The organism is Afipia massiliensis (assembly GCF_001006325.2).
GTDB classification, from domain to species: Bacteria; Pseudomonadota; Alphaproteobacteria; order Rhizobiales; family Xanthobacteraceae; genus Afipia; species Afipia massiliensis_A.
On sequence record NZ_LBIA02000001.1, the window covers coordinates 4,137,189 to 4,163,894 of the forward strand.

The 26,706-nt window shown below is 60.4% G+C and carries 26 protein-coding genes; 12 read left to right on the plus strand and 14 right to left on the minus strand.

Annotated features, from left to right (window positions below; genetic code table 11):
- The first annotated feature begins 105 nt into the window (after positions 1-105).
- The 3 genes from YH63_RS19870 to YH63_RS19880 all read left to right on the plus strand — a co-directional run bounded on the left by YH63_RS19870 (position 106) and on the right by YH63_RS19880 (position 2,042).
- On the plus strand, positions 106-969 hold the full coding sequence (locus YH63_RS19870) for a class I SAM-dependent methyltransferase (RefSeq protein ID WP_046830016.1): 864 nt from the start codon (positions 106-108) through the stop codon (positions 967-969).
- Positions 970-1,078: 109 nt separating this feature from the next.
- Positions 1,079-1,315 carry a DUF6496 domain-containing protein gene (locus YH63_RS19875; protein ID WP_046830017.1) on the plus strand — a complete coding sequence of 79 codons (237 nt, stop codon included), beginning with the start codon at positions 1,079-1,081 and terminating at the stop codon, positions 1,313-1,315.
- Between the two features lie 154 nt (positions 1,316-1,469).
- Complete coding sequence (locus tag YH63_RS19880; protein ID WP_046830018.1) at positions 1,470-2,042, plus strand: DUF4189 domain-containing protein; 573 nt, start codon at positions 1,470-1,472, stop codon at positions 2,040-2,042.
- Between the two features lie 15 nt (positions 2,043-2,057).
- Here YH63_RS19880 and YH63_RS19885 read toward each other — a convergent pair whose 3' ends face one another.
- The 4 genes from YH63_RS19885 to YH63_RS19900 all read right to left on the minus strand — a co-directional run bounded on the left by YH63_RS19885 (position 2,058) and on the right by YH63_RS19900 (position 10,759).
- The gene (locus YH63_RS19885; RefSeq protein ID WP_046830019.1) at positions 2,058-2,936 is read right to left on the minus strand and encodes a transglutaminase family protein; all 879 of its coding nucleotides are present in this window, start codon (positions 2,934-2,936) and stop codon (positions 2,058-2,060) included.
- Positions 2,933-5,440 (minus strand): circularly permuted type 2 ATP-grasp protein, encoded by a 2,508-nt coding sequence (locus tag YH63_RS19890; protein ID WP_137325255.1) that lies wholly within the window; start codon positions 5,438-5,440, stop codon positions 2,933-2,935. Before YH63_RS19890 ends, YH63_RS19885 begins: the two co-directional genes overlap by 4 nt.
- A 52-nt stretch (positions 5,441-5,492) precedes the next feature.
- Positions 5,493-8,825, minus strand: coding sequence for a DUF2126 domain-containing protein (locus YH63_RS19895; protein WP_046830020.1), 3,333 nt, complete (start codon positions 8,823-8,825; stop codon positions 5,493-5,495).
- An 83-nt stretch (positions 8,826-8,908) separates the two neighbouring features.
- Positions 8,909-10,759 carry a sigma 54-interacting transcriptional regulator gene (locus YH63_RS19900; RefSeq protein ID WP_433995121.1) on the minus strand — a complete coding sequence of 617 codons (1,851 nt, stop codon included), beginning with the start codon at positions 10,757-10,759 and terminating at the stop codon, positions 8,909-8,911.
- A gap of 244 nt (positions 10,760-11,003) precedes the next feature.
- Between YH63_RS19900 and YH63_RS19905 the strand changes: the two genes are divergently transcribed.
- The 4 genes from YH63_RS19905 to cynS are packed head-to-tail and all read left to right on the plus strand — an operon-like array spanning position 11,004 to position 14,657.
- The gene (locus YH63_RS19905) at positions 11,004-12,386 is read left to right on the plus strand and encodes a CmpA/NrtA family ABC transporter substrate-binding protein (RefSeq protein WP_046830322.1); all 1,383 of its coding nucleotides are present in this window, start codon (positions 11,004-11,006) and stop codon (positions 12,384-12,386) included.
- A complete protein-coding gene (gene ntrB / locus YH63_RS19910) occupies positions 12,386-13,225 on the plus strand; it encodes a nitrate ABC transporter permease (RefSeq protein WP_046830022.1) in 840 nt (279 codons plus the stop codon). Before YH63_RS19905 ends, ntrB begins: the two co-directional genes overlap by 1 nt.
- 4 nt (positions 13,226-13,229) lie before the next feature.
- Positions 13,230-14,144 (plus strand): ABC transporter ATP-binding protein, encoded by a 915-nt coding sequence (locus tag YH63_RS19915; protein ID WP_046830023.1) that lies wholly within the window; start codon positions 13,230-13,232, stop codon positions 14,142-14,144.
- A 24-nt stretch (positions 14,145-14,168) separates the two neighbouring features.
- Entirely contained in the window at positions 14,169-14,657 is a 489-nt protein-coding gene (gene cynS / locus YH63_RS19920; protein ID WP_046830024.1) for a cyanase, read from the plus strand.
- Between the two features lie 6 nt (positions 14,658-14,663).
- On the opposite strand, the gene otnK is transcribed toward cynS, so the two are convergent.
- Genes otnK through ltnD form a run of 3 tightly spaced genes read right to left on the minus strand, consistent with a single transcriptional unit; the run spans position 14,664 to position 17,659 of the window.
- Positions 14,664-15,938, minus strand: coding sequence for a 3-oxo-tetronate kinase (gene otnK / locus YH63_RS19925; protein WP_046830025.1), 1,275 nt, complete (start codon positions 15,936-15,938; stop codon positions 14,664-14,666).
- A complete protein-coding gene (gene otnI / locus YH63_RS19930; RefSeq protein WP_046830026.1) occupies positions 15,935-16,726 on the minus strand; it encodes a 2-oxo-tetronate isomerase in 792 nt (263 codons plus the stop codon). Before otnI ends, otnK begins: the two co-directional genes overlap by 4 nt.
- A gap of 21 nt (positions 16,727-16,747) precedes the next feature.
- The gene (gene ltnD / locus YH63_RS19935) at positions 16,748-17,659 is read right to left on the minus strand and encodes an L-threonate dehydrogenase (protein ID WP_046830027.1); all 912 of its coding nucleotides are present in this window, start codon (positions 17,657-17,659) and stop codon (positions 16,748-16,750) included.
- Positions 17,660-17,794: 135 nt separating this feature from the next.
- Between ltnD and YH63_RS19940 the strand changes: the two genes are divergently transcribed.
- The 4 genes from YH63_RS19940 to YH63_RS19955 all read left to right on the plus strand — a co-directional run bounded on the left by YH63_RS19940 (position 17,795) and on the right by YH63_RS19955 (position 20,831).
- Positions 17,795-18,451 carry an aldolase gene (locus tag YH63_RS19940; RefSeq protein WP_046830028.1) on the plus strand — a complete coding sequence of 219 codons (657 nt, stop codon included), beginning with the start codon at positions 17,795-17,797 and terminating at the stop codon, positions 18,449-18,451.
- Positions 18,448-18,855: an arsenate reductase (glutaredoxin) gene (arsC, locus tag YH63_RS19945; RefSeq protein WP_046830029.1), complete on the plus strand. Its 408-nt coding sequence runs from the start codon at positions 18,448-18,450 to the stop codon at positions 18,853-18,855. Before YH63_RS19940 ends, arsC begins: the two co-directional genes overlap by 4 nt.
- A 262-nt stretch (positions 18,856-19,117) precedes the next feature.
- Positions 19,118-20,395 carry a PQQ-dependent sugar dehydrogenase gene (locus tag YH63_RS19950; protein WP_046830030.1) on the plus strand — a complete coding sequence of 426 codons (1,278 nt, stop codon included), beginning with the start codon at positions 19,118-19,120 and terminating at the stop codon, positions 20,393-20,395.
- A gap of 103 nt (positions 20,396-20,498) precedes the next feature.
- The gene (locus YH63_RS19955; RefSeq protein ID WP_046830323.1) at positions 20,499-20,831 is read left to right on the plus strand and encodes a c-type cytochrome; all 333 of its coding nucleotides are present in this window, start codon (positions 20,499-20,501) and stop codon (positions 20,829-20,831) included.
- Between the two features lie 34 nt (positions 20,832-20,865).
- Here the strand turns inward: YH63_RS19955 and pip are convergent, their stop codons facing one another.
- The 6 genes from pip to pqqA all read right to left on the minus strand — a co-directional run bounded on the left by pip (position 20,866) and on the right by pqqA (position 25,261).
- Positions 20,866-21,843 carry a prolyl aminopeptidase gene (gene pip, locus YH63_RS19960; protein WP_046830031.1) on the minus strand — a complete coding sequence of 326 codons (978 nt, stop codon included), beginning with the start codon at positions 21,841-21,843 and terminating at the stop codon, positions 20,866-20,868.
- Positions 21,833-23,035, minus strand: coding sequence for a pyrroloquinoline quinone biosynthesis protein PqqE (gene pqqE, locus YH63_RS19965; protein ID WP_046830032.1), 1,203 nt, complete (start codon positions 23,033-23,035; stop codon positions 21,833-21,835). Before pqqE ends, pip begins: the two co-directional genes overlap by 11 nt.
- Positions 23,032-23,340, minus strand: a complete 309-nt coding sequence (gene pqqD / locus YH63_RS19970; RefSeq protein WP_170978755.1) for a pyrroloquinoline quinone biosynthesis peptide chaperone PqqD — start codon at positions 23,338-23,340, stop codon at positions 23,032-23,034. The genes pqqE and pqqD overlap by 4 nt, the downstream gene beginning before the upstream one ends.
- A 5-nt stretch (positions 23,341-23,345) precedes the next feature.
- Positions 23,346-24,110 (minus strand): pyrroloquinoline-quinone synthase PqqC, encoded by a 765-nt coding sequence (gene pqqC, locus YH63_RS19975; RefSeq protein WP_046830034.1) that lies wholly within the window; start codon positions 24,108-24,110, stop codon positions 23,346-23,348.
- Positions 24,107-25,027 carry a pyrroloquinoline quinone biosynthesis protein PqqB gene (gene pqqB / locus YH63_RS19980; RefSeq protein ID WP_046830324.1) on the minus strand — a complete coding sequence of 307 codons (921 nt, stop codon included), beginning with the start codon at positions 25,025-25,027 and terminating at the stop codon, positions 24,107-24,109. Before pqqB ends, pqqC begins: the two co-directional genes overlap by 4 nt.
- Before the next feature lie 153 nt (positions 25,028-25,180).
- On the minus strand, positions 25,181-25,261 hold the full coding sequence (gene pqqA, locus YH63_RS19985; protein WP_040426128.1) for a pyrroloquinoline quinone precursor peptide PqqA: 81 nt from the start codon (positions 25,259-25,261) through the stop codon (positions 25,181-25,183).
- A 339-nt stretch (positions 25,262-25,600) separates the two neighbouring features.
- Here pqqA and YH63_RS19990 point away from each other — a divergent pair, with 339 nt between their 5' ends.
- Entirely contained in the window at positions 25,601-25,948 is a 348-nt protein-coding gene (locus YH63_RS19990) for a hypothetical protein (protein WP_046830035.1), read from the plus strand.
- A gap of 44 nt (positions 25,949-25,992) precedes the next feature.
- Here the strand turns inward: YH63_RS19990 and phoB are convergent, their stop codons facing one another.
- Positions 25,993-26,694, minus strand: coding sequence for a phosphate regulon transcriptional regulator PhoB (gene phoB, locus YH63_RS19995; RefSeq protein WP_046830036.1), 702 nt, complete (start codon positions 26,692-26,694; stop codon positions 25,993-25,995).
- Positions 26,695-26,706: the final 12 nt, after the last annotated feature.

Genomic DNA, 26,706 nt, shown 5'->3' on the forward strand with positions numbered 1-26,706 from the left:
GACTGGAGCAATGCGCTCCCCGTCGAACCAGCGATGCATGGCTGGGCTTGCCTGTTCAGCGCCGCCGGACTGGCCTAGAAAGAACGGGCATCACCGGAGCGCCCCATGACCCAGTCCGCCATCGACGACCGCAACGCCGATCAGATCGCCTACTGGAATGGTCCAGCCGGCCGTCACTGGACCGACCGGCAGCAACTTCAGGATGTCGTCCTTGGGCCGGTGTCCGAAGTCCTGATCGATCGTGCCGACGTAAAGGCCGGAGAAACCGTGATCGATGTCGGCTGCGGCTGCGGAGCCACCTCTTTCGATCTTCTGAAAAAGGTTGGCCCCGCTGGGCGCGTTATCGGTGTGGACATTTCCGAGCCCATGCTGGGCCGGGCCCGAGAGCTTGCGCCAGCGGGTGGGCGGGTCGAGTTCGTGCTGGCCGACGCGACCGCCTATCCGTTCGCGCCTGAAAGCGCGGGCGTGCTGTTCTCGCGGTTCGGCGTCATGTTCTTTGCGCACCCATCGGACTCTTTCGCCAACATGCGCAAGGCATTGCGGCCGAACGGCCGCCTTGCGTTCGCCTGCTGGCGCACGCCGCGCGACAACCCCTGGATGATGCTCGGCCTGCAGGAAGCGTACAAGCATGTACCGAAACTTCCGGAAATGAAGCCGGACGATCCGGGTCCATTCTCGTTCGCCAGCGAGGATCGTGTTCGCCGCATTCTTGACGAGGCTGGCTTCACCAATATCGAGATGGAGCGGATCGACCTGTCGCTCGACATCGCAACCGGCCGCGGTCTTGAAGCCGCGATTGAGACGACTCTTGCCATCGGCCCCACCAGCCGCGCGCTTGAGAACCAGCCGCCTGACAAGGTCGAAGCGACCACGCAATCGCTTCGCACGGCACTCGCGGCGCATCAAAAAGGCGACACGGTCCCGCTCGGCGGCTCGATATGGATCGTGACCGCAGCAAACGGCCGCTAGCCTCCCCGCGTCGTCGCGGCCTTCGTCATCGTTGCTTGCCCACCGCAAATCGGAACCTATCGCCGTTTAGGGCGATTATCCGAGGGCAGTATCAATTGCGGAGACAAGCATGGCGCGGAAATATTCAAAGGCAGCGACGAAGAAAGTCGCGCGTGCATTGCACAAGCGGAAAAAGGGCACGTTGAAGAGCGGAAGATCAGGCAAGACGGTCAAGAGTCGAAAGCAGGCAATCGCTATCGGCCTTTCGGAAGCGCGAAAGGAAGGAAAAAAAGTGCCCACGAAGAAGTCCGTAACGAAATCCCGCACAACAAAAACAGCGAAGAAAGCCAAGCGATCAAAATCATAGCGCGCGGCTCAAGTCCTCCGACGATGGTTGAAAGCCACACCGCGCGGATAATACGAAGCATAGGAAGGGGTTATCCGCAGGAACGCGTCCCCGCCCGCTCGACAAGGCCAAAACGGGCTTTTAGTCTGCGCCAAACTCGAAACGGGGATAGGAGATGCGACGCGGGATTTGTTGTGCGCTGGCGCTTGCGGTTGCCTTGTTCTCGCAACCCGCAACAGGCTTCGCACAGACGGACTCCAGCGCGGAAATCACCTTCTGGAATTCGGTGAAGGACTCGCGGAATCCTGCCGAGATCGCAGCCTATCTCGACAAATATCCAAACGGGAATTTCGCCCCGCTCGCCAAGATTCGCCTTGAATCGCTCAAGCCGAAAGCTCCAGCGCCACCTGCCGAGCAATGGGCCGCTATCGGCTTTGCGGCACGCGGAGCATGGGGTGCGGTCTGGCAAAAGGCGACGCGAGATGAGGCGGAGGCGCGCGCACTGACCCTTTGCGTCAACAATGGCGGCCGCGGCTGCAAGATTTCCTCAACAACCAAATGCGGCGCGATGGCCTTTTATACCACCCGCATTCGGCGGACCCGTTACTGGGGGGCATACACCGCCGAAGCCGCAACGCTCGGTCAGGCTATCGATGCCGCCTCGGCACGCTGCCGCAAGGAGGGACGTAGCCCGGCGGATTGCAACATTCGCGCTTCGTTCTGCGCCGATGGCAGCCACAAGAGCTGACCGTCCCGGCGGGTATTATTCCGCCGGGATCACATCCACCGCCACGGCCAACTTCTGTTTGCGCGACCCGACGATCACACCATCAACCGGCGAAACATCCGTGTAATCGCGGCCGACGGCCAGAACGACGTGGTCGTTGCCGATCACCAGATCGTTGGTCGGATCGAAGCCCATCCAGCCGATCTCCGCTCCGCACCAGACCGAGACCCATGCATGCGTCGCGTCCGCGCCCTGAAGCCGCGGGCTGCCCGGCGGCGGCGTGGTTCGCAGATATCCGCTGACATAGGCTGCCGGTAGCCCAAGGCCGCGTAGTCCCGCGATCATGACGTGCGCAAAATCCTGGCACACGCCGCGCCGCTTCTCAAACACGTCCCGCAACGGCGTTGAAATTTCCGTCGCTTTGGAGTCGTAGACAAAGTCCTGATTGATCCGCCGCATCAGGTCCGCAGTCGAACCGAATATTCCGGCATCCGACGGAAAACTTGCCGCTGCATACTCCGTGACCGGTGACAGGATGGGCACCAGCGGGCTTGCGAACAGGTAGCCCACCGGAGAACTCGCCGCGAGACCATTCGTCGTGAAAGCAGCCTCGCGCACCTTCTCCCAGGGCGGAGATTTCATGTCGAGAGGTGGCGCGGCACGCGCGACATCCACGCGCGATCGCGCATCGATCCGCAAAACACGATGAGCAGCCTCGATCACGATGCTTTCGGTACGGATTCCGAAAAAGTCCGTCCTCACCGTGCGCTCCAGCGGGCCCGGCTTGATCTCGACGCTATGCGAGATCAATTGCTGGCCATCACCAGTTTTCGGTTCAAGCCTTAGTGAACACCGCGCGAAGCTGACTGCGCTTTCATAAGAGTATGTCGTGACATGACGGATGTCGTAGATCACGCGAACCCCGTCAGCTTCTCCGGGCGCAATGCGCTACTGCCGTGCGGGAAGTAATGCGAGCCGATGGCATCGGCGAGGTTGAGCAGATTTTGCTCCAGCGAAAAGAGAGCCTTGGTATCGAATGCCTCCGCCTCGCCGGCGGTCATGGCAGCTTGAAGCGTCACGGCGAGGCGATGCGGCGGATCAATCAACCCGCCTTCGCGCATGCTCGGGAGACTGGCGATGTGCTCATTGAGCGCGGCGATCTGAAACGCGACGGAACGCGGATTGTATGTATCCAACACCACCAGATCGCGCACCGGCGCCAGTAACGGCCCCACCAGATAGCGGGAACGATAGGTAATCTGGCAATCCACCAGCGTCAGCAGCAGATCGAGATCCTCGCCGGTTGCGGCGTCATAAGCGAACTGGCGCGCGAAACGAGCGATGTTGATCGCGCGCTCCACGCGCCGTCCCATTTCCAGAAAGCGCCAGCCAGCCGCGCGGTTCATGTTCTCCTGCGCAAGGCCTGCAAATGTCGCCAGCGATTGCAGAGTCCACTCGGCAGCCTCGAGCAGCGCTTCGTCGTCCTCGGCCTTTTCCGACAGGCGCTCCACCATGCCGGTGATGACGTGCCATGCGTCGGGCGACAACCGCTCGCGCAATGTCCTCGCTGTGCGTTGCGCCGAACGGACCAGCGACAGCGCGGAGCCGAACTTGTCGTGCGCCTGCAACGACTGCGCGGCGGTAGTGGCCAGCTTGGCGCGCGCAGACGGCGTGGTCGCCCCCCAGGCGACGAGAAGACGCTGTATCCGCTCGATCACCGGCTGCATTGGCGACGGGCCCTTGCCGGGCTCTCGCAACGCGCCGCCCAGTGCGCGCACCAGCCGTAGCGTAGCTTCGGCGCGCTCCAGATAGCGGCCGAGCCAGAACAGATTATCCGCCGCACGGCTCGGTACCCATCCGGCGATGCGCTTGATGCGAACGGCGTCGCTCGGCGGCAGCAGCGTCGAGGTGGCGACTTCCTTCTCCGATACCACCCAGACGTCGGCCGCGCGGGTGCCCTCGCCCATCGACACCGCCCGCGCATCGGGCTGATCAGCGATACGGCAAAATCCGCCCGGCAGGATGGTCCAGCCGTTCGGCGTGGCAGCGGCAAACACCCGAAGCACGAACGGGCGCGGCGAGATGTGACCGTTATCCCACACCGGCGTGGTGGAAAGGCGCACCATCTCCTGCCCGACGTAGTCGATGCCGCGCTTGCCTATCGCTGCAACCAGTTGCGCGCGCTCGTCCCTGGACAGCGAGCCGCCGATAATAGGACCGCGCCCCGGAAAGCCGGGTACTGATTGGCCGTAAGCGCCTTCGATGGCCATATCGTCCAGACGTGACAGCACCTCCTCGCGCGCCGATTTCTGTCCGCACCACCATGTCGCGATGTGCGGCATCTTCAGCCCTTCACCGAAGAAGCGCTGGCTGAGGCTCGGCAAGAATCCAAGCAGCGTTCGCGCCTCCATCACGCCGGATCCGGGCATGTTCGCCACCGCAACGCCGCCCTTTCTGACGACGTCGATCAGGCCCGGCACGCCGAGCATGGATCGGGCATCAAGTTCGAGCGGATCGAGCGAATTGGAATCGACCCGCCGCAGCAGCACGTCCAGCCGTTTCAGGCCTGCCACGGTTCGAACATGCAGCCGGTCCTCGCTCACCGCGAGATCGTCGCCCTCCACCAACAGGAAGCCGAGATAACGCGCCAGTGTGGCGTGCTCGAAATACGTCTCGCTCAAATTGCCGGGTGTCAGCAAGCCGATACGCGGCTCGTCGCGATCCGAGATCCCCCGCAAGCTGTCGCGGAATGCTTCAAAGAAAGGCGCAACGCGCTCGACATTCATCGACGTGTAAAGATTTGTCAGTGCGCGAGACAGCACCAGCCGATTTTCCAGTGCATACCCCGCGCCGGATGGCGCCTGTGTGCGGTCGGACAAAACCCACCAGCGCCCATCCGGACCGCGACCGATGTCGGCGGCATAGAGATTGAGATACTGGCCGCCGGGCGGCGATACACCGGAGACGGAGCGCAGATATTCAGAGCTTCCTGCGATAGCGGCCGCGGGCAATGCGCCATCGGCAATCAACCGGCCCTCGCCATACAGATCGCGCAAGATCAGTTCAAACAATTGGGCTCGCTGGGCAACACCTTCAGAAATCTGCTTCCATTCGGCTTCGTCGATCAGCAGAGGCAGGTGACTTAGCGGCCACATCCGGTCTGCCGCATCCCCCGGCGTCCGATAGGTAACGCCGGCCTCGCGCATATGTTGATCGGCGGACGCAAAACGACGCTCGATTTCGCCGGGCGCAAGCGTGGAGAATGCATCAAAGAACCGGGCCCAAACCTCACGAGGCTGACCTTTGGCATCGAGAAATTCGTCGGGAATTCCAGGGAGCGGCGCATAGCCGCGTGTGCAGTCCAGAAGGTCCTGCTGCACCCGCCGCGATCCGGTCTCTCCGTTCCTCGTGTCCGCCATCCCGACTCGCTTTCTGCTTTCCGCGACAATTTCGCCGATTATGGCTGCGGCCTCAATGCGGGAGCGGCGTCCGAAGGTCCAGAGTCAGGGGAAATTCGAGAGTTCTTTCCTCGGAAGGCACGGTTATTGGGCCGGGCGTGTGGCCGTGGTCCTGAAAGCGGGCCAACCGCCGCGCCTCGGCCTCGTAGCTGTTGACCGGCTTGGTCTCGTAGCTGCGGCCTCCGGGATGGGCGACATGATAGACGCAGCCGCCCAGCGAGCGCCCGTTCCAGGTATCGAGGATGTCGAAGGTCAGCGGCGCATGGACCGGAATGGTCGGATGCAATCCGGATGACGGCTGCCACGCCTTGAAGCGTACGCCGGCGACGGCCTGGCCCGAACGCCCGGTATCCGTCAGCGGCAAACGACGGCCATTGCAAGTGATGACGTGGCGTCCCTGGACGAGACCATTCACCTTGACCTGCAACCGTTCGACGGAGGAGTCGACATAACGCACCGTGCCGCCGCCGGTGCTTTCTTCGCCAAGCACATGCCAAGGCTCCAGAGCCTGACGCAATTCCAGCGTCACGCCGCCATGCTGCACGCAGCCGAAAAGCGGAAAGCGGAATTCAAGCTGTGCTTCGAACCATTCGGGTTCGAAATCGTAACCCGCCTCTTTCAGGTCCGACAGAACGTCCTTGAAATCCTCCCAGAGAAAGTGCGGCAACATGAAACGATCGTGCAGCGTGGTGCCCCAGCGCACGAATCGGCCGTCCTGCGGCTCCCGCCAGAATTTCGCGACCAGCGCGCGGATGATGAGCTGCTGCGCCAGGCTCATGCGCGCATCGGGCGGCATTTCCAGCGCGCGGAATTCAACCAAACCGAGACGGCCCGTCGGGCTGTCCGGCGAATACAGCTTGTCGATGCAGATTTCCGCGCGATGAGTGTTTCCGGTGATATCCACCAGCAGATGGCGGAACGTGCGATCGACCAGCCACAGCGGGACTTTTTCGCCCTTTGGTGGAATCTGCGCCATCGCAATTTCGAGCTCGTAAAGCGCGTCGTGTCGCGCTTCGTCGATGCGTGGCGCCTGACTGGTCGGGCCGATGAACATGCCCGAAAACAGATACGACAGTGACGGATGACGCTGCCAGAACAGCACCACGCTCTTGAGCAGATCGGGACGCCGCAGAAACGGCGAGTCCGCGGGCGTACCGCCGCCGATCACGACATGATTGCCGCCGCCGGTGCCAGTGTGACGGCCGTCGATCAGAAAACGGTTCGCGCCCAAACGAACATGCGCGGCCTCCTGATACAAACCGATGGTCGTATCGACGATCTCGCGCCAGTTTTTCGCCGGATGAATGTTGATCTCGATCACGCCGGGATCTGGCGTGACCTTGATGACCTCAACACGCGGATCGTATGGCGGCGCGTAGCCTTCGACATGCACCTGAAGCTTCATGTCCTCGGCAGTCGCCTCGACAACTGCGATCAATTCCAGATAATCGTCGAGCTTCTCGACCGGCGGCATGAACGCGCACAGGATGCCGTCACGGATTTCAATCGACAAGGCGGTGCGGACCCCGCCTTTGCCGTCTCCGACCTGCTGCTCCTGAATGAACTGACGCGGTGCACCGTCCATATGCGCGCCGTCATCGAATACGGGAGGCTGCGCAGCCGGTTCGGGCGGCGGGGCACCGCCACCGAAGTCCGGCAGCGGCTCGCGCTCCTCCATCGGATCCTGTTCAACGATATAGGGATAATCCTCCGGCGGAATCCATTGCAGCGAACTCATCGGCAGCCGCAGCCCGAGCGGTGAATCGCCCGGCATCAGAAAGAGATTGCCACGTCGCAAACTCCATTTCTCGCTGCGCCAGCGGCTGGCGGCTTTGGCGTTCCAGCGCTGCACAGGCAGAACGAAGCCACGCGGCACGTTCAATCCCTGCTGAAACACCTGCGCCATCCGCGAGCGCTCTTCGGGATCGGCCAGTTTTGAATCGCTCGGATCGACATTGCCGGGTAGGCTGTTCTCCTTCAGCAGCCAGTGTGCCTGATCTTCATAAGCAGGAAGCACATTGCTCGCGTCCACACCAAGTTTCTCGGCGATATGTGTCGCGAATTTTTCCGCCTGCTCGATCTTCGCCGAGCGCGGGCCTTCCATGGGCGCGATCAGATCCGGATTTCGCCAGATCGGCACACCGTCCTTGCGCCAATAGAGTCCGAACGCCCAGCGAGGCAGGCTTTCGCCGGGATACCATTTGCCCTGTCCGTAATGCAGCAAGCCGCCTGGCGCGAACCGCGTGCGTAAACGGCGGATGAGGTCGTCGGCGATACCGCGCTTGGTCGGACCGACAGCAGCAGTATTCCACTCGGCAGATTCCAGATCGTCGATTGAAACGAATGTCGGCTCGCCGCCCATCGTCAGGCGCACGTCATCCGCCGCCAGATCGGCATCGACCTTCACGCCGAGCGTATCGAGACGCCGCCAGGAGTCGTCCGAGAACGGCTTGGTGATGCGCGGCGCTTCATTGAAGCGCGTCACCTTCATCTCAAAACCGAATTCGACGTTCGCCGAACTGACGTTGCCGCTGATCGGCGCAGCCGTCCGGTAGTGCGGCGACGCGGCGACGGGAATGTGCCCCTCACCTGTCAGCATGCCGGAGGTTACATCGAATCCGACCCAGCCGGCACCCGGCAGATAAACCTCTGCCCATGCGTGCAAATCGGTGAAATCAGCCTCGACCTCGCGTGGTCCCTGCAGCGGATCGACGTCGGGACGCAATTGAATGAGGTAGCCGGAGACGAAGCGCGCGGCTAATCCGAGATGGCGCAGCGCCTGAATCAAAAGCCACGCCGAATCGCGGCAAGACCCGGCGCCGCTTTGCAGCGTTTCCTCCGGCGACTGGATGCCCGGTTCCATGCGAATGACGTAGTTGACCCGATCGCGTAATTTCGCGTTTAGATCGACGAGGAAGTTCACCGTATTGGTCGGTTCGCGCGGGATGCTTGCAAGATACTGTGCAAGCAATGGTGTCACAGGCTCGGTCTTCAGATAAGGCGCAAGTTCGTCGGCGAGATCCGGCGGATACAGAAACGGAAGCGTCTCGGCATAGGGTTCCACAAAGAAATCGAACGGATTGACCACCGCCATGTCGGCGATGAAATCCACCTCGATCTTGAACTCACGCGCCGGTTCCGGAAACACAAAGCGCGCGAGCCAGTTTCCCTGGGGGTCCTGCTGCCAGTTGACGAAATGCGTCTCCGGCAGAACCTTTAGCGAATAACTGGAAACGCGGGTGCGGGAATGCGGCGCCGGCCTCAACCGGATGACCTGCGGCCCGAGGCTGACAGGCTGGTCATACGTATAGTGTGTGACGTGATGCAGAGCGACGGCAATGGACACGGCGCGACAACCTCGATGGCTCGTTTTTTGAGCAGAACACCTGAACAAGCCGCTATCAAGCGCTAACAACGGGCAAGGACTGCCTAACGCATTGGCAAATCGAGGTTTCGTGCCGAAACTCCGAGCGATTTGATCCGCGACGCCAGCGTGGTCGGCTTGATGGCCAGCAGTTCCGCTGCACCGCCCTTGCCGAAGACCTTGCCGCCGGACGCCTTCAGCGCGGCCAGAATATTGTTGCGTTCGTGCTCCCGCATTTCATCGTCGGTCATGATGGGCTGAGGCGCACCATTCTTGGGACGGCGTGCCGCAACCGGTAGCTCGGGTCCGCCTTGCTGGATCGGCAGATCAATCCGCAGCCGTCCGTTCTGAGCCAGAATGGCGGCGCGCTCGATCACGTTCTGCAATTCGCGAACATTGCCCGGCCAGTCATATTGCATCAGGCGGCGCACATCGCCTTCAGACAGCCGCAGATCGGACTTGAACGACTTGCTTTCGCTGGCGAGGAAGTGTTGCGCCAACTGCGGAATGTCCTCGCGGCGATCACGCAGCGGCACAGTCTCAACAGGAAACACATTAAGCCGGAAATAGAGGTCCTCGCGGAAACGCCCCTGCTTCACTTCCTGCTTCAGTTCGCGATTGGTGGCAGCGATGACGCGGACGTTTACCGCGCGCGTGCGTTCCTCGCCGACGCGCTCGAAATGACCCTCCTGCAACACGCGCAGCAGCTTGCCCTGAAGCTCCAGCGGAATTTCGCCGACTTCATCCAGAAACAAGGTCCCGCCATCGGCGAGTTCAAACCGTCCGATGCGGTCGCGCAACGCGCCGGTAAACGCGCCGCGTACATGACCGAAGAATTCACTCTCGAACAGTTCGCGCGGAATCGCCGCGCAGTTGACGCGGATCAGCGGACGGTCGCTGCGCTGGCTCGCCTCGTGAATGGCGCGCGCAATTAGTTCCTTGCCGGTGCCGGACTCGCCAGTGATCATCACTGTCGCATCGGTCGGCGCGACAAGGCTGACCTGCCGTAGCGTTTTCTGCACCGCAGCCGTGTGGCCGATGATGCCGCGCGGATTGGTCTCGGTGCGGATTTCCTCCTGCAAATAGGCATTTTCCTGCTCGAGCCGCTCGCGCAGCTGATCAACCTCGGCAAGCGCCGCACGCAGTTTTTCATCGGCCTCGCGGCGCTGGCTGACATCACGGAACACGATCACCGCGCCGACCACCACGCCGCGATCGCGGATTGGCGTCGATGTATATTCAACCCAGACCGGCGTACCGTCCTTGCGCCAGAACACCTCATCATCGACCTGATGCACTGCGCCGTCACGGAACGCCGCATAGATCGGACAATCTTCGTGCGGATAATGCCGGCCATCGTGATGGGTGTGGTGCACGGTCGAGTGAATGTTGGTCCCGACAAGCTCCTCCGCTGACCAGCCGAGGATGCGTTCAGCCACCGGATTGACGAACGTGGTCTTGCCCTCCGCGTTGACTCCGTAGATGCCCTCGCCTGCGGCACGCAGGATGAGTTGGTTTTCGCGCTCGATGTCACGGAACACGCGCTCGACGCGCTGCCAGGCAGCGATTCCGCCGCGCATGTGATCTTCCGCCGTCAGATCGACCAGACGGCGGCGGCGCTGTTCGAGGTCATTCAGGGCCAGGAGCACAAGCGGCGTCCCATCCTGCGGGATCAGCGAGCCGGTGTATTCCAGCCGAAGTTTGTTTCCCGCCGCATGGCGCGGGGTCAGCGACGTGGTCCAGAACGAGCCTTTGTCGAACACCGCCTGCGTGAAAACGATCAGCGCGGGCACCTGTCCGGCGTGAAGCGCGCTGATTTTCATTTGCCGCATCAGAGCGCGATCATATCCCAACAGCGTGCAAACGGCTGGATTGGCGTCAACGATGCGGTCGCCGTGAGGGTCCAGCAGCAGCATCGGTTCGGTCGCGAAATCGAACGCCGCTCCCCACACATCGTGATCACGCGCCGAAGGTACCGGTAGCGAAACGTCCATCCACCCTCACTACGAGATATCGTGATTGAATTACGAATATTCGTATATCACGACATTTCGTAACAGACAATATTCCCGCTGTGCCGCAGGCACATTGATAAACCGCGAAAAACGACCGTGGCACGACCCTTGCGTAGTGATTGGAAACATCACGCTGGAGGCTTTCATGTCCACCTTCGACAATCCGTTCGATCCGAACCGCCGCCTCTCCTCGTTCGGCTGCTCATGTGGCCGGCACGCGACCGACGCCGAGCACCAAGCAGCCCTCCAGTTCCAGGCAACACCTGCGGAAAGCGACGAGCAGCGCTACGAAGGCGTCGTCGCCTCTGCCGTGATGCGCGCGATGTTCCCCCAGGACGCCGCCCGCCGCGCGTTCCTGAAATCGGTCGGCGCCGCCACCGCGGTCGCCGCAGTCTCGCAATTCTTCCCGCTGAAGACTGCCACCGAAGTTTTCGCGCAGGGCGCTCCGCTCGAAAAGAAAGACCTCAAGGTCGGATTCATTCCGATCACCTGCGCCACCCCGATCATCATGGCGGCGCCGATGGGCTTCTACGCCAAGAATGGCCTCAACGTCGAAGTCATCAAGACCGCTGGCTGGGCCGTCATCCGCGACAAGACCGTCAACAAGGAATACGACGCCGCGCACATGCTCTCACCGATGCCGCTCGCTCTGACACTTGGCGCGGGATCGAATCCGGTGCCCTACACCATGCCTGCGGTGGAGAACATCAACGGTCAAGCCATCACGCTGGCGCTGAAGCACAAGGACAAGCGCAATCCGAAGGACTGGAAGGGTTTCAAATTCGCTGTACCCTTCGACTATTCGATGCACAACTACCTGCTGCGCTACTATCTCGCCGAGCACGGCATCGATCCCGACGCAGACGTGCAGATCCGCTCTGTGCCGCCGCCGGAAATGGTCGCGAACCTGCGCGCGGACAATATCGACGGCTTCCTCGGCCCCGATCCGATGAACCAGCGCGCCGTCTACGACAATGTCGGATTCATCCACATCCTGACCAAGGACATCTGGGAAGGCCATCCTTGTTGCGCGTTCGCCGCATCGAAGGAATTCGTCACCACGATGCCGAACACCTACGCGGCGTTGCTAAAATCGATCATCGACGCCACTGCGTTCGCCCACAAAGCCGAGAACCGCAAGCAGATTGCGGAGGCGATCTCGCCGGCGAATTACATTAACCAGCCCCAGATCGTGCTGGAGCAGATTTTGACGGGCACCTTCGCCGACGGTCTCGGTAATATCGTCAAGCAGCCCAACCGCCTCGACTTCGATCCGTTCCCCTGGCAGTCCTTCGCGATCTGGATCATGACCCAGATGAAGCGCTGGGGTCAGATCAAGGGCGACGTGGACTACAAGGCTGTCGCCGAGCAGGTTTACCTTGCGACAGATACCGCGAAGCTGATGAAAGAGGTCGGCCTCACACCGCCGGCAACGACGACGAAGAGTTTCGTCGTGATGGGCAAGACCTTCGATCCGGCAAAGCCAGAAGATTACCTCAACAGCTTCAAGATCAGGAAGGCGAGCTGATGTCGTCCTCGCTGAGGTTTCGCGCTGCGATTGTGTCGGTGGCTATCTTCCTCGTCTTCATCGGCGCGTGGCATCTCGCCACGCGCAGCACCGGATCGGTCGCCGCGATGAATCCGGAATATGCCAAGCTGATGGGGCTGAATGCCACGCAGGGCAAGTCGGCAATGCCAGGCCCGCTCGATGTTGGTGCTAAACTCTGGGAGCACATCAGGCAGCCGTTTTACGACAATGGGCCAAACGACAAGGGGCTGGGTATCCAGCTCGCCTACTCCATCGCCCGTGTTGCGATCGGGTACTTGCTCGCCGTCGCTGTCGCGATCCCGCTCGGATTCTTGATCGGGATGTCGCCGCTGCTGAGCAAGGCGCTTGATCCGTTCATTCAGATTCTGAAACCCATCTCGCCGCTGGCCTGGATGCCACTTGCACTCTACACCATCAAGGATTCCAGCCTTTCGGCGATCTTCGTGATCTTCATCTGCTCGGTCTGGCCGATGCTGATGAACACCGCGTTCGGCGTGTCTGCCGTGCGCAAGGAATGGATCAACGTCGCCCGCACGCTCGAGGTGGGTAATGTCCGCCGCGCCTTCACGGTGATCCTGCCTGCCGCTGCGCCGACCATTCTCACCGGCATGCGCATCTCCATCGGCATCGCATGGCTCGTGATTGTCGCCGCCGAAATGCTCGTGGGCGGCACCGGCATTGGCTATTTCGTTTGGAACGAGTGGAACAACCTGTCGATCACCAACGTCATCATCGCCATCTTCGTCATCGGCCTCGTCGGCATGATCCTCGATCAAATCCTTGCGCGGTTCACGCGCATGGTTACGTTCCCGGAGTGAGGCAATGACCGACAAATTCATCTCAATCGAAGGCATCGCCAAGCGCTATCCCGCGCCGTCCGGCGGTACGACGACGATTTTCGAAGACCTGTGGCTGTCGATGCCACGCGGCGAGTTCGGTTGCGTTATCGGCCACTCCGGTTGCGGCAAGACCACGGTCCTGAACATTCTCGCCGGCCTCGATGAACCAAGCGAAGGCGCGGTGATCGTCGACGGACAGGCGATCGAAGGCACAAGCCTTGATCGCGCCGTGATCTTCCAGAGCCACGCGCTGTTGCCGTGGCGCACGGTGATGGGCAACGTCGCATACGCCGTCACATCGAAATGGCGCAAATGGGACAAGGCACGCGTCCGTGCCCACGCACAGAAGTTCATCGACATCGTCGGCCTGACCGGCTCGGAGCACAAGCGCCCGTCTGAACTGTCCGGCGGCATGAAACAGCGTGTCGGCATCGCGCGGGCTCTCTCGATCACGCCCAAGATCATGCTGATGGACGAGCCGTTCTCCGCACTGGACGCACTGACACGCGGCACATTGCAGGACGAAGTCCGCCGCATTTGCCTTGAGACCGGCCAGACCGCTTTCATGATCACACATGATGTCGATGAGGCAATCTATCTCGCCGACAAGATCTTTCTGATGACCAACGGTCCGGGCGCAGTGCTGGCGGAAGTCCTGGAAAACCCGCTGCCGAAAGACCGCGGCAGGATCGATCTGCACAGACACCCGCACTACTACGCACTGCGCAACCACATCATCGACTTCCTGGTGACCCGTAGCAAAACGTTCGTGGAAACCAATAAGGATCACGATCCTCGCAATGTACCAACGGTTCGTCCCGGGTTCGCCGAGCCTGCGATCGTCAACACGACCGAGTCCTTTCAAAAGCCGCAGGCCGGGCAGGCCAGCGCGCGATAACCTCGATAACTCAAGGAGAAAAGAATGAAGCGATCCGACCTCACCGAAAAGCTGCTCGACATCAAGCGCGAGAACGGCTGGACGTGGAAGCACATCTGCGAACAGATCGGCGGACACTCGGACGCGCTAATCGTCGGCGCGATACTCGGCCAAATGAAACTCACCAAGCCACAGGCATCTAACGCCGCAACGCTGTTCGGCCTGTCCAAGGCTGAAACCGCGATGATCAACGAGATTCCGACGCGCGGCGATGGCACGCAGATGCCGCCGACCGACCCCCTGATTTACCGCTTCTATGAAATGGTCATGGTGAACGGGCCGGCGTGGAAAGCGCTGATCGAAGAAGAATTCGGCGACGGCATCATGTCCGCCATCGACTTCGATTTCGCAATGGAACGTGTCGCTAACCCGAAAGGGGACCGCGTCAAGTTTGTGATGACGGGAAAATTCCTGCCGTTCAAGTACTACGGCGCAACCGGCAACAACATGGAATACGGTTTCAAGGAGGATTGAGCCGCGCTACGGCATCAGGCGGATGGCGTCGTTAAAGAAATCCGGTCCGCCGAAATTGCCGGACTTCAGCGCCATCACAGCTTCGCCCCTACCCCAGCCGACACAACGAAGGACCGGAACGCCAGCGGCGATTTCCGGTCCAACCAGAAACGCCGGGATGCGAAGGCGATCCACCACGGCACCCGATGTCTCGCCGCCCGCAATAACGAGACGCCGCACGCCTGCAGCGGCAAGTCCTTCGCTGATTGCGGCCATCGTCTGCTCGATAGCGTGACCGGCCGCATCTCGTCCATGTCTAGCCTGAAGTGCCGAAACCTGATCGGGCGAAGAACTGCTGGCTATCAGTACCGGTGCTCTCCCCATTTTCGCGCGCGCCCAGTCAAGCGCGCGTTCCGCTTCCGCTCGACCCACCACGATCTTTTCCGGATCTAGCCGCAGCACCGGCATCGATTTTTCCGCCTGCGCGATCTGCGCCAGCGTCGCTTGCGAGCAGCTTCCGGCGAGACAGGCGACAGGTCCGCCAATCGCCTTCTGATCCGCGCCCGAGGAAGTCGGCTTGACCTTGCCTGATGCGATCAATCCTCGCGCGAGGCCAAGCCCCATTCCGGATGCACCGACCGACAGCCGATGATCGAGAGAAACCTGACCGATGACTTCAAGTTCGGGGTCAAACACCGCATCGACAACGGCAGCGCCCATCCCTTGCTTCGCCAGTTCAGCGAGGCGTGCACGGATCGCGTCAGCCCCCTTCGCGACGGTCGCGAGATCAACAAGACCAACTTTGGACCTGCTCTGCCGCGCCAAGACGCGTACCAGATTGGAGTCGTGCATTGGATTGAGCGGATGATCCTTCAGCGGGCTTTCATTCAGCGGGACACCGCCGACAAACAGGTTGCCCTGATAGACCGTGCGCCCTGTTCCGGGAAACGCCGGCGTCACAAGCACGATATCGTCACTGGAGTCCGCGCGCAGCGCATCCATCACCGGGCCGATGTTTCCAGCGTCGGTGGAATCGAATGTCGAACAGATCTTGAACAGCACATGGGGCGCTCCACGCGCCCGCAGCCATTTGTCGGCCTCGCGCGACCGCGCTACCGCCTGAGACGCCTCGATAGAACGGCTTTTCAGCGACACCACGACGGCATCGACGTCGGGCAACGCCAGCGCATTGTTTGGAACGCCAATAGTCTGCACCGTGCGGAGGCCGCAGCGGGTCAGCATGTTGGCAAGATCGGATGCGCCGGTGTAATCATCGGCGATGCAGCCCAGCGCCAACGTCACGCGCGCGCTCCCGTTTTCGGGGCATACGGTGCGAACCAGCCGAGGCCGTCGACCGTATTTCCCTTCGGTCGATACTCGCAACCAACGAAGCCATCATAGCCGAGCCGGTCCAGCTCATCGAACAGGAACAAGTAATTCAATTCCTCCCCTGCCGGTTCGTTGCGTGAGGGAACGCTGGCGATCTGAATATGTCCGATCATCGGCATCATCTTGCGTAATGCCATGGTCACGTCGCCATGGACGATCTGCCGGTGATAAATGTCGAACTGCAGTTTCAGATTAGCAATTCTGAGGTCGTCAATCACGCCCGCTGCGAAATCAAAATCGTTCAGGAAGTATCCGGGCACATCCCGGGGATTGATCGGCTCCAGCATCAGATCGATGTTCTCTTTTGCCAACGCCTCGGCGGTCCATACCACCGAGCGGCAAAATGCATCGACCGCTTTCGGATCGCGGCGATCCGCAATGCCCGCCATCAAATGCAGGCGTTTGACACCCGTCGCTTTGGCGTAAGGGAGAACCTTCTTGACACTGGCCTGCACATCGGCGAAGCGATCCGGCAATGCCGCAAATCCGCGCTCACCCTTGTTCCAATCGCCGGGAAACAGGTTGAACAGCGCCTGAGTGAGGCCGTTGCGGTGAAGCCGATCGCCAACATCATCAGGCGAATGCTCGTAGGGAAACAAAAACTCTACCGCTGTGAACCCGGCCTTCGCCGCTGCATCGAAGCGATCGAGAAACGGCACTTCATTGAACATCATGCTGAGATTGGCGGCAAAGCGAGGCATCTTGACTCCTGGTCGAAGTACTTAGTTCTTTTCACCCGGCAGTTTCGTTCCGGTTACGCGTGCATACATCCGCGCAACCGATGCGTCGTCATCGCGGCCCATACCAGCTGCGGATGTCATGAGAAACATCTGCAAGGCCGCCGCCGATACCGGTACCGGGAACTTCGCGGTTCGCGCCATATCCTGAATGATGCCGAGATCCTTGACGAAAATGTCGACCGCGCTGCGCGGCGTGTAGTCGCCGTCCAGCACATGCGGCATCCGGTTCTCGAACATCCATGAATTGCCGGCGGATGCCGTGATCACTTCATAAACTTTGCTAATGTCGAGACCCTGCTTCGCCGCGAAGACCATAGCCTCGCTGGCGGCGGCGATATGCACGCCGGCCAGCAATTGATTGATCATTTTGAACGCCGCGCCCTGCCCCGGCTGATCGCCCAGTTCGTAGAGTTTCGCAGACATCGCGTCGAGCGCGGGCCTTGCCTTGGCGAAGGCAGCCTGGCTGCCCGAGGCAAGAATGGTCAATTCGCCCTGCGCGGCACGCTGCGCGCCGCCGCTGATCGGCGCATCGAGATAGTGTCTGCCGCTCGCTTCAAGCTGTTTGGCCATGCGCCTTGCCACGTCCGGATCCATCGTCGCCGAGGATATAAAGACTGCGCCTTTTGGCAGTGTTTCGGCCACCCCTTGAGTGCCGAACAGAATGGTTTCGGTTTGCGCCGCGTTCACGACGACGCTGACCACCGCATCGGCGTCCTTCGCCGCTTCCGCTGGTGACGCAGCGCCCTGTCCGCCCTCGGCGACAAGCCGCGCAGTGACCTCTGGCGCGACATCGCAACCCGCGACGTCGAAGCCGGCACGTTTGAGCGACAGCGCCATGCCAAAGCCCATCGATCCGAGACCGATGACCCCGACGCGTCCCATCTTGACGGACATGTTTCCTCATTTTGTTGCTTGCTCGTACGTTGGCGTCGAGCGGTTAGAGCGTTGGTAGCATGGCTAGCGGCGCGTCCAAAATGGCATTTGAGCCACGCGCAAAACCGTGAGAAAACGCAACCCGAAAGGCGCCCCATGACGGAAACAAGGCTTCGCGATCAAATCTGCCAGTTCGGCCGCTCGCTGTTCGAACGAGGCCTGACCCCGGGGTCTTCGGGAAACATCAGCGTCCGCCTCGACGACGGCGGCTGGCTGGTCACGCCGACCAACGCTTCGCTGGGCTTCCTTGATCCCGCGCGTCTTTCGCGGCTGAACGGATCCGGGCACCCTCTGTCAGGGGATGCGCCGACCAAGGAGATCCCCCTGCATGCGGCGCTCTATGAAACCAGACGCGGCGCAAGGGCTGTTGTGCACCTGCACTGTGCGCATTGTGTCGCCGTATCCATGCTTCCGGAGATCGACCCGAAGGCAGCGCTGCCGCCGCTGACACCCTATTACATGATGCGTTGTGGCGCCACGGCGCTGTTGCCCTACTACCGTCCGGGCGATGCGGCGGTGGCCGATGCGATCCGCGGGCTCGCCGGAAAATACTCTTGCGTGCTGCTCTCCAATCATGGTCCGGTGGTTTCGGGCGATACGCTCGAAGCTGCCGTCTTCGCCACGGAAGAGCTTGAAGAAACAGCGAAGCTCTATCTGATGACCCGTGGCATGAACCCGCGAACACTGACGCCGGAGCAGGTCACCGACCTTGCTGCAGCATTTGGGAAATCGAAACCGGGTACAACGTCATGACTGTCACCATCTATCACAATCCCGCCTGCGGAACGTCGCGGAACACGCTCGCGATGATCCGGCAGAGCGGCGAAGAGCCAACTGTCATCGAGTATCTTGAGACACCACCTTCCCGCGACCAACTGGTCGCTCTGATCAAAGACATGAACATTCCGGTGCGCGCGCTGCTCCGTGAAAAAGGCACACCGTTCGCAGCGCTCGGCCTTTCCGACCCGGCCTTGACCGACGACCAGTTGCTGGATGCGATGATAACGCATCCAATCCTGATCAATCGACCTATCGTCGTGACTCCCAAGGGTGTTCGCCTCTGCCGTCCTTCAGAGCTCGTGCTTGGATTGCTGCAAAATCCCGTCGCGACGTTTGTCAAAGAGGATGGCGAGATCGTTGGTGTCACACAGCCGTAATCCGTCTTGATAAAGGTGCGCTTCAGCCGGCCTTCGCGATCGCAAAACTGATCCGCACGTCGTCGAACCTCTCGGCGTAGTCAACGCTCGCCTGCTTGGCGTCTCCTCTTTCATCGCAAATCACAATCGCGCGATACCATCGCGGCGAAATGTTGCGCCGCCAGAAAAACTTCTGAAGCGCATCACCTTGCTTAACGGCGATGACGCGATAGGCTCTCGCCCGTAAAACGCTAAAAATCGAACCCTACCGGGAGGATAAATCATGTTTTACGCTTTCAAAAATCACGCCCTGACTTCAGCCGCAGCCGCTGCGTTTGTGTGCGCATCGGCAATTTCTGCATCGGCTCAAACTCCGAACAACAATTTGGACAAGCTCGGCAATTTCCAGAAGACCGGCGTCACTGAAATTCCAACCGTTCCGCAGACAGGCCGCAAGGTCGATGCGATCAAGGCCAATCTCGCCAAGATCAAACTGCCGCCAGGCTTCAAAATCAGTCTTTATGCGCTCGTTCCCGATGCGCGGCATATCGCCGTCGGACCGCAAGGTGTCGTGACGTTCGTCGGCACACGAAAGAGCAAGGTCTACGCCGTCACCGATCGCGGCAAGGCTGGTTTCGCGGAGGAAGTGAAAGAGTTCGCGCCGTCCGTCAGTTTCACCATTCCGAACGGCGTCTGCTTCTCCAAGGATGGATTCCTCTTCGTCGCCGAACAGAATCGCATTCTCAATTTCCCTGCCGCCGAATTCTTCTATGAAAGCCCTGATATCGCTGTCGCCGTGGTCGTTCCGCAGGGCGAGCTGATCCCCAAGGACGATGAAAGCTTCAATCACACCGCTCGCGTCTGCCGTGTCGGCGCGGACAACAAGATCTATGTGACGCTTGGACAGCCGTTCAACGTGCCGGCGAAGGATAAGCTCGAAGGCTACGCGAAACATGGCATCGGCGGCATCATCCGCGTCGATCAGGATGGCAAGAACAAAGAAGTTTACGCCCAAGGCGTCCGCAATTCGGTCGGCATGGATTTCAACCCGAAGAACAACCAGCTCTGGTTCACGGACAACCAGGTCGACGGCATGGGCGATAACATCCCGCCCGGCGAGCTGAACCGCGCTACACAAATCGGCCAGAACTTTGGCTTCCCCTATTTCGGCGGCGGCAAGGTCCGGACCGTCGAGTACAAGGCTGACACCCCGCCGGCCAACGTCGTGTATCCGGAAGTCGAGATGGACGCCCATGCGGCCGACCTCGGCATGACGTTCTATAACGGCAAGTCTTTCCCGGCCAAGTATCGCGGCGGCATTTTCTCGGCCCAGCATGGATCATGGAATCGTACCGATCCGATCGGCGCACGGGTAATGTTCACTTCGCTCAAGCCCGATGGTAGCGCCGACAAAACGGAAGTCTTTGCGTCCGGTTGGTTGACCCCGGATGGCGAATACACGGGACGGCCGGTCGACATCGCAACGCTGCGTGACGGCTCAATGCTGGTGTCTGACGATCTGGCCGGCGCACTGTACAGGATCACTTACGACGGAAAATAAGCACCGGATTGAACGTCTACCCGCCGCGAGACAGGACATAGCCTGCTCGCGGCGGATCGTCGTGAACACGCATCGCGTGACCACGCAAAATGGAAAGAAGAAAATGATCGCGCGCGCATTTGTCAGCCTTTTCACCCTCGGCCTCCTGGGTTCCTTGATGGGCACGGCTCATGCTGCCGACGTAAAGGCCGGACGTAAAAAGGCTCAGATGTGCGCAGCCTGTCACGGCATCGACGGCATTTCCAAAATGCCGATGGCACCCAATATCGCCGGCTCGCCCGCGATGTATCTGGAAAAGCAAATGAAGTCCTTCCGCTCCGAGGAGCGCAAGGACGAGACCATGAATGTGGTTGCCAAGCCGCTGTCCGATGCAGACATTGCCGATCTCGCCGCTTGGTACTCGGGGCTAACGGTCGACGTCACGCTGCCAAACTGAGGATTTGCGCAGCGGTTGGACGTACAGCTCTTGGCTAGGTGCGAGACAATCCATCGATGGCTTCGATAACCGCATCCCTTACGCCAGGATCATACAGCGAATGACCAGCGGCCTCGACCATTCGCAAGGTGGCGTCTGGCCAGGCCTTCAGCAACGCATGCGCGGTCGAGGGTGGACAAAGCAGATCGTAACGCCCCTGCACGATCAGGCCGGGAATCCCTTTTAACTGTCCGGCATTCGCCAAAAGTTGCCCGGGTTTCAGGAAGCAACCGTTCTGAAAGTAATGAGCCTCCATGAACGGCGTCGATGGAAGCCCGCGCTCGACATTGTTGACCGCGGCAAGATCAAGCCGACTTTTTGATGGTTTGTGATCGGACAAAACGCGCTCGGTATCGTGCCAGGCGCGGGATGCAGGTCCATGAACCGCGGGGTCGGGATCGAGAATACGCCGCCAATAGGCCTGAAGCGGTTGCGCGCGCTCCTCCGGAAGAAGCAGACCGAGAAAATCATCGTTCAGGTCCGGGTAGAGACGCGGCAGGGTGTCGAGAAATGCGCCTTCCAGCTCATCGCCCGTCCCGAGAAACGTCGCGCGCAGAACAATGCCGCTGACGCGTTGCGGATAAGCCTGCGCGTAGGCAAGCGCCAGAGTCGCGCCCCACGAACCACCGACAACAAGCCATCGCTCGAAGCCGAGGCTTTCGCGAATGGCTTCCATGTCCGCAATCAGATGCGGCAGCGTGTTGGCCTCGCGCGATCCCTTGGGGCGGCTCCTGCCGGCGCCGCGCTGATCGAATAGCACCGCATGAAACCGCTGTGGGTCGAACAATCCCCGATGATCGGGCTGGCAGCCGCTGCCGGGCCCGCCATGCAGATAAACCGCAGGAATACCGTCCGGACGACCGACCGTCTCAATATAAATCTCGTGGCCGTCGCTAACCGCCATGTGCTGCACGGAGAGCGGCGCTAAGCGATCTGCTCGCTTGCTTGAGGTCGCAGCGGCGTCAGGCCCCATGCGTATCTACCTCGAGCGTGCCGCCGGCGAAATTACGATAGATGAAACGCCGGTTGTCACCGGCAGCCTCGCTCACCGCCGTTTTGAATATCTGTTCGTGCATGGGCGAGAGCGCGCAGGCCGGATCGGTGTTGGCCGCATTCCCGGTCAGTGCAAAGGCCTGACAGCGGCAACCGCCATAATCGACCTCCTTGTACTCGCAACTTTGACACGGCTCCGGCATCCAGCCGGTTCCGCGATAGCGATTGAACGCTTCGGAGTTCTGCCAGATCCACGCGATCGAATAATTCCGGACCGACTCGAATTCCAGCCCCGTGATCGTTTCCGCCGCATGGCACGGCAGGATCTTGCCTGACGGCGAGATGTTGAAGAACTGCCTTCCCCAGCCGCCCATGCATTTCTTGGGACGCAATGCATAGTAGTCCGGTACGACGTAGTCGATGGCGAGAATGCCTTTCAGCCGCACCTGCGCCTCTTCAACGATGCGGGAGGTCTCGTCGATCTGATCCATCGTGGGCATCAGCGCCGCGCGGTTCTTCAGCGCCCAGCCGTAATACTGGACATTGGCGACTTCGAGCCTGTCGGCATCGAGATCGACTGCCATCTGAACAATGTCCGCAAGCTGAAACAGGTTCTGACGGTGCATCACCGCGTTCACCGTCAGCGGCAGACCAAGCTCACGAGCCCAGCGTGCAACCTCGATCTTCTTCGCATGGGCATCCTTCAATCCGGCGACGCGGTCGGCAACACCCTCCTCACTACCCTGAAAACTGATCTGGATGTGACAAAGCCCCGCATCGGCCAAAGCGGCGAGTTTGTCCTTGCTCAGCAGCACGGCAGAGGTGATGAGGTTTGAATACAGTCCGGCATCTGTGGAGTGCTGAACGATCTCAACGAGATCCTTGCGCGCCGTGGGCTCCCCGCCGGAAAAATGAATCTGGAGTACGCCGATTTCGGCGAGTTCGCTCAGCACGCGCTTCCACTCAGCCGTGGTGAGCTCCGCGCCGCTGCGCTCAAGCTCCAGTGGATTCGAGCAGTATGGGCATTGCAGTGGACAACGGTGCGTGAGTTCCGCCAGGACCGCCAGTGGAATGCCAAAAGTTTCCGCCTGCGACTTGCGCGCCTCCAGCACCGCCAATCCATCGGCTGGATCGGCGCGGACAGGAGAAGCATCGGTCAGCGTCGGACTCATGGTTTGGTGTCCTGTGCCTCGGCGAGAAAGCCTTTTTCCGCGAGATCCCGCAGCATGGCAATGACATCGGTGCCGATCAGGCCACGATCAGCGGCATACTTGGCGGCCAGCACATCGATAATCTGATCGACGGTGCGGACGCCATCGCAGAGCTGCAGAATCTCCACCGCGATCTCGTCCGGCGCAAGCACTCTCTCAGGCACCAGAACAACCCAAACCTGACGCGCTTCGTCGAATTTCAGTTTGGCGTGCCGCGCCAGAACTGGGTGGCTTCCTTCAGTTATGTCGATCCGCCGGTTTCGCAATGCCATCAGCCCTTCTCGGGCAGAAAAGCACCCGGCGGAACATGACCATCGACATAGGCATGATAGAGCGCATCGAGCTGAACCCAGAGCACGTTGGTCTTGAAGATCAGCGCATTGCAGACCGCTTCACGTTCTTCCGGCGTTTTTGCGTGTTTCTTGACGAAATCGAGGGCGAAATTGGCATCGCGCGGTGCCTGCTCCATACGAAGCTTGAAATAGCTCATGATGTTCGGGTTGATGAAGTCGTAATGCGCCAGCATCCCCGAAATGCGCTCTTCGTGCAGGTTCGGCGCAAACAGCTCGGTCAGAGACGACGCAATGGCCTCCAGCGGCGTCCGGTCCCGGACGAAATGGACGTAGGCATCCACGGCGAAGCGCGTTGCCGGAAGGATGCCCTCGGCGGATTCGACGTAGGCGCTGTCGAGACCTAGCCCTTCAGTCAGCTTCAGCCAGCGTTCGATCCCACCCTCGGTGTCCACATCGCCGTCGTGATCTACGATGCGGTGCCGCCATTCCAGCCTGATGTTGCGATCACGGAACCGCGAGATCACCACCGCATCCTTGATCGGAATGGAACTCTGATAGTAGTAGCGATTAAGGGCCCAGGCCTGCACCTGCCCTTTGTTAAGTTTGCCGCCATGCAACAACCGGTGGAACGGATGCAGGTTGTGATAACGCGTGGCGCCGATGCCTCGAAGCGCCGTCTCAAGTTCGTCCGCTGTCGCAAGCGGCGTTCCGGTCTTCAATGCAAACACGCTCGTCGCGATCAAATGGTGATCTCCGCTCCGTCCGAAGGAATTTGCCAGCCCGCACGCTCGGCCGCCTGACGTTCGGCGGAGCCCGGAAGCAAAACCGGATTCGAATTATTGATATGCAGGAAAATCTTGCGGGCAATGCCGAGGTCCGCGAACGCAGCTATCGCGCCGTCCTCGCCGGACATCGCCATGTGACCCATTCGCTGCCCCGTCTTGATGCCAAGCCCAGCAGAGATCAGTTCGTCGTCGCGCCAAAGCGTCCCATCGAAGAAAATCAGTGGGGCCCCTTGAAGGCGTTGCTTCAGCTCAGGGGTAAGCGCAGCGCACGCGGCGAGGAAATACAAATGCTCCCCGTTTCGTTTGTCGGAAATCCGGAGTCCAAGCGTATCCCCAGGGTCTTCGCTGCCGCTTTCGCCTTCAAGATACCACGCCCGCTTCCCCGGCACGGCGAATGGAAGAACCTCGAGGCCAGAGAGAGAGCCGTCGGAAAATTTCGGTTCAAACGCCACGTCAAACTCGATCGGCTCGCGCCGCGCGCGCTTCTCGTCGAGCACGTTGAAGATGCTGTTCGACTTGAGAATAGAGAGTACCCGCTGATGAGCGTAGATCGTGAACGGCGAGCCTTCGCGAAGCGATAGCAGCCCGGCTACAGCATCGACCTCGCCATTGGTCAGAATGACGCCGGTAATGGGACTATGCCGCAACTGATCTGTCTTGGGATGAAGTTGGGGAGTCGCTATCACCTGCTGACGCAGGTCCGGCGAGGCATTAACCAGAAACCAGTGCTCCCCGTCTGCGCTAACGGCGATGGAAGCCTGTGTCGCGCGCAGTTCCGGGCGCCCATCGCGCGCGGCCCGGCAGATTTCACAATTGCAGTTCCATTGCGGAACGCCCCCGCCCGCCGCAGCTCCAAGAACGACGACGCGCATCAGACCCCGCCCTCGATTCAATCACAGGATTAGTGATGGCAGAATTCAACGCCACAGACGCCAACAACCCGGCCTCGCACAGGAACACCTCTTCCTTCAAGGAATTCCTGGCGCAAACCGGATCGCTTCACTGCGAGCCTGATAGCGGGATGCGGCCTATTTTCGTGCCGCGCAGGCGTACATATTGATTTCCATGCCCACTGGCACTTCGACAATCCTAGGGGTCTTCCAGGCCATTTTGGTCTCCTTGCCCATTGTGGACGCGACTTTGAATCCTCGTCCGTGACAAAGCTAACATGGAGCTTCCGGACCGTGCCATTGAATTTCAGACACCAACGCCACAAGTTTGTGACCAAGTCAGATATGTGTGCAGCGCACCAATGTTCGATCCTTTCTCGCGGCGATGCAAAAAGCTGCACCTTCGCGAAAAAAAGCGCTTTACGCCGATACCTGTCGCTCTCAACCTGTCGTCAATAACGACGCCGCAACGGCGCGATTCTTCACAACAGCATGGGTCGCTATAGCCTTCCGAGCCGAAGGACGGACGACTCTGTAGTGACAGGGAGGGAATTCACGTTGAGCTTGCCCCGCGCACGCATCAAAATGTCCGATGCGGATATCGTCAGCCGGTTCGAACGGCTCGGCTACAAACTCGCCATCGATCAGATCGCCTTCACATCGGAAAGCGTCGAGGACTTCTACGACGCGCGGGAAACACTCTGGACAGGTGTAGGTACGATCAAGATCTATGAGGAAGGCGGATTGCTGCTTGTTGAAAAAGCACAGCCGCGCGCAGGCCAGCCCTCGCGCGACATCGCAGTCATCAGCCTCGGACATGCGCGTGCTGTGATGGGCGTCCTCAAACCGGACAAGTCAGCGGAGTTGCCCCGCTATGCCGGGCGCATGGAATTGTCCGAACGCTAGAACGGATCATCTTCGCGCGCCAATCGACGGCTCTTAGCCTGACGCTATTCCGCCTTGGCAAATCGATCGTCAAGCGCATAGCCTGCGCCGCGAACGGTGCGGATCGGATCGGATTCTCGCCCGAGATTCAGAAGCTTCCGCAGCCGCCCGATGTGGACGTCTACGGTACGCTCATCGATATAGATGTCGCGCCCCCATACGCCGTCGAGCAACTGCTCGCGGCTGAACACGCGTCCCGGGTGCTCAAGGAAGAACTCCAGGAGCCGGTATTCGGTCGGTCCGAGATCGATAGGACGGCCCGAGCGAGCAACGCGCCGTCTGTCCCGATCCAATTCGATGTCGCCGAATGCGAGCACCGTGGCGAGGCGCTCAGGACTGGCACGCCGCAAAAGACCCTTCACGCGTGCCAGCAATTCCGGCACCGAGAACGGCTTCACGATGTAATCGTCCGCACCAGTTGCAAGCCCCCTCACCCGTTCGCTTTCCTCGCCGCGCGCGGTCAGCATGATGATTGGAATCTGCTTGGTCTCTGGTCGCGCACGCAACCGGCGGCATAGCTCAATCCCGGACAGGCCCGGAAGCATCCAGTCGAGGACGATGAGATCGGGAACATGCTCCTTGAGCCGTGTATCCGCATCGTCGCCACGTGCAACCGTTTCGACGTCGTAGCCCTCGGCATCAAGGTTGTAGCGAAGCAGCGTTGTCAGCGCTTCTTCGTCTTCGACCACAAGAATTCGGGCGCTCATGCTCGATCCTTC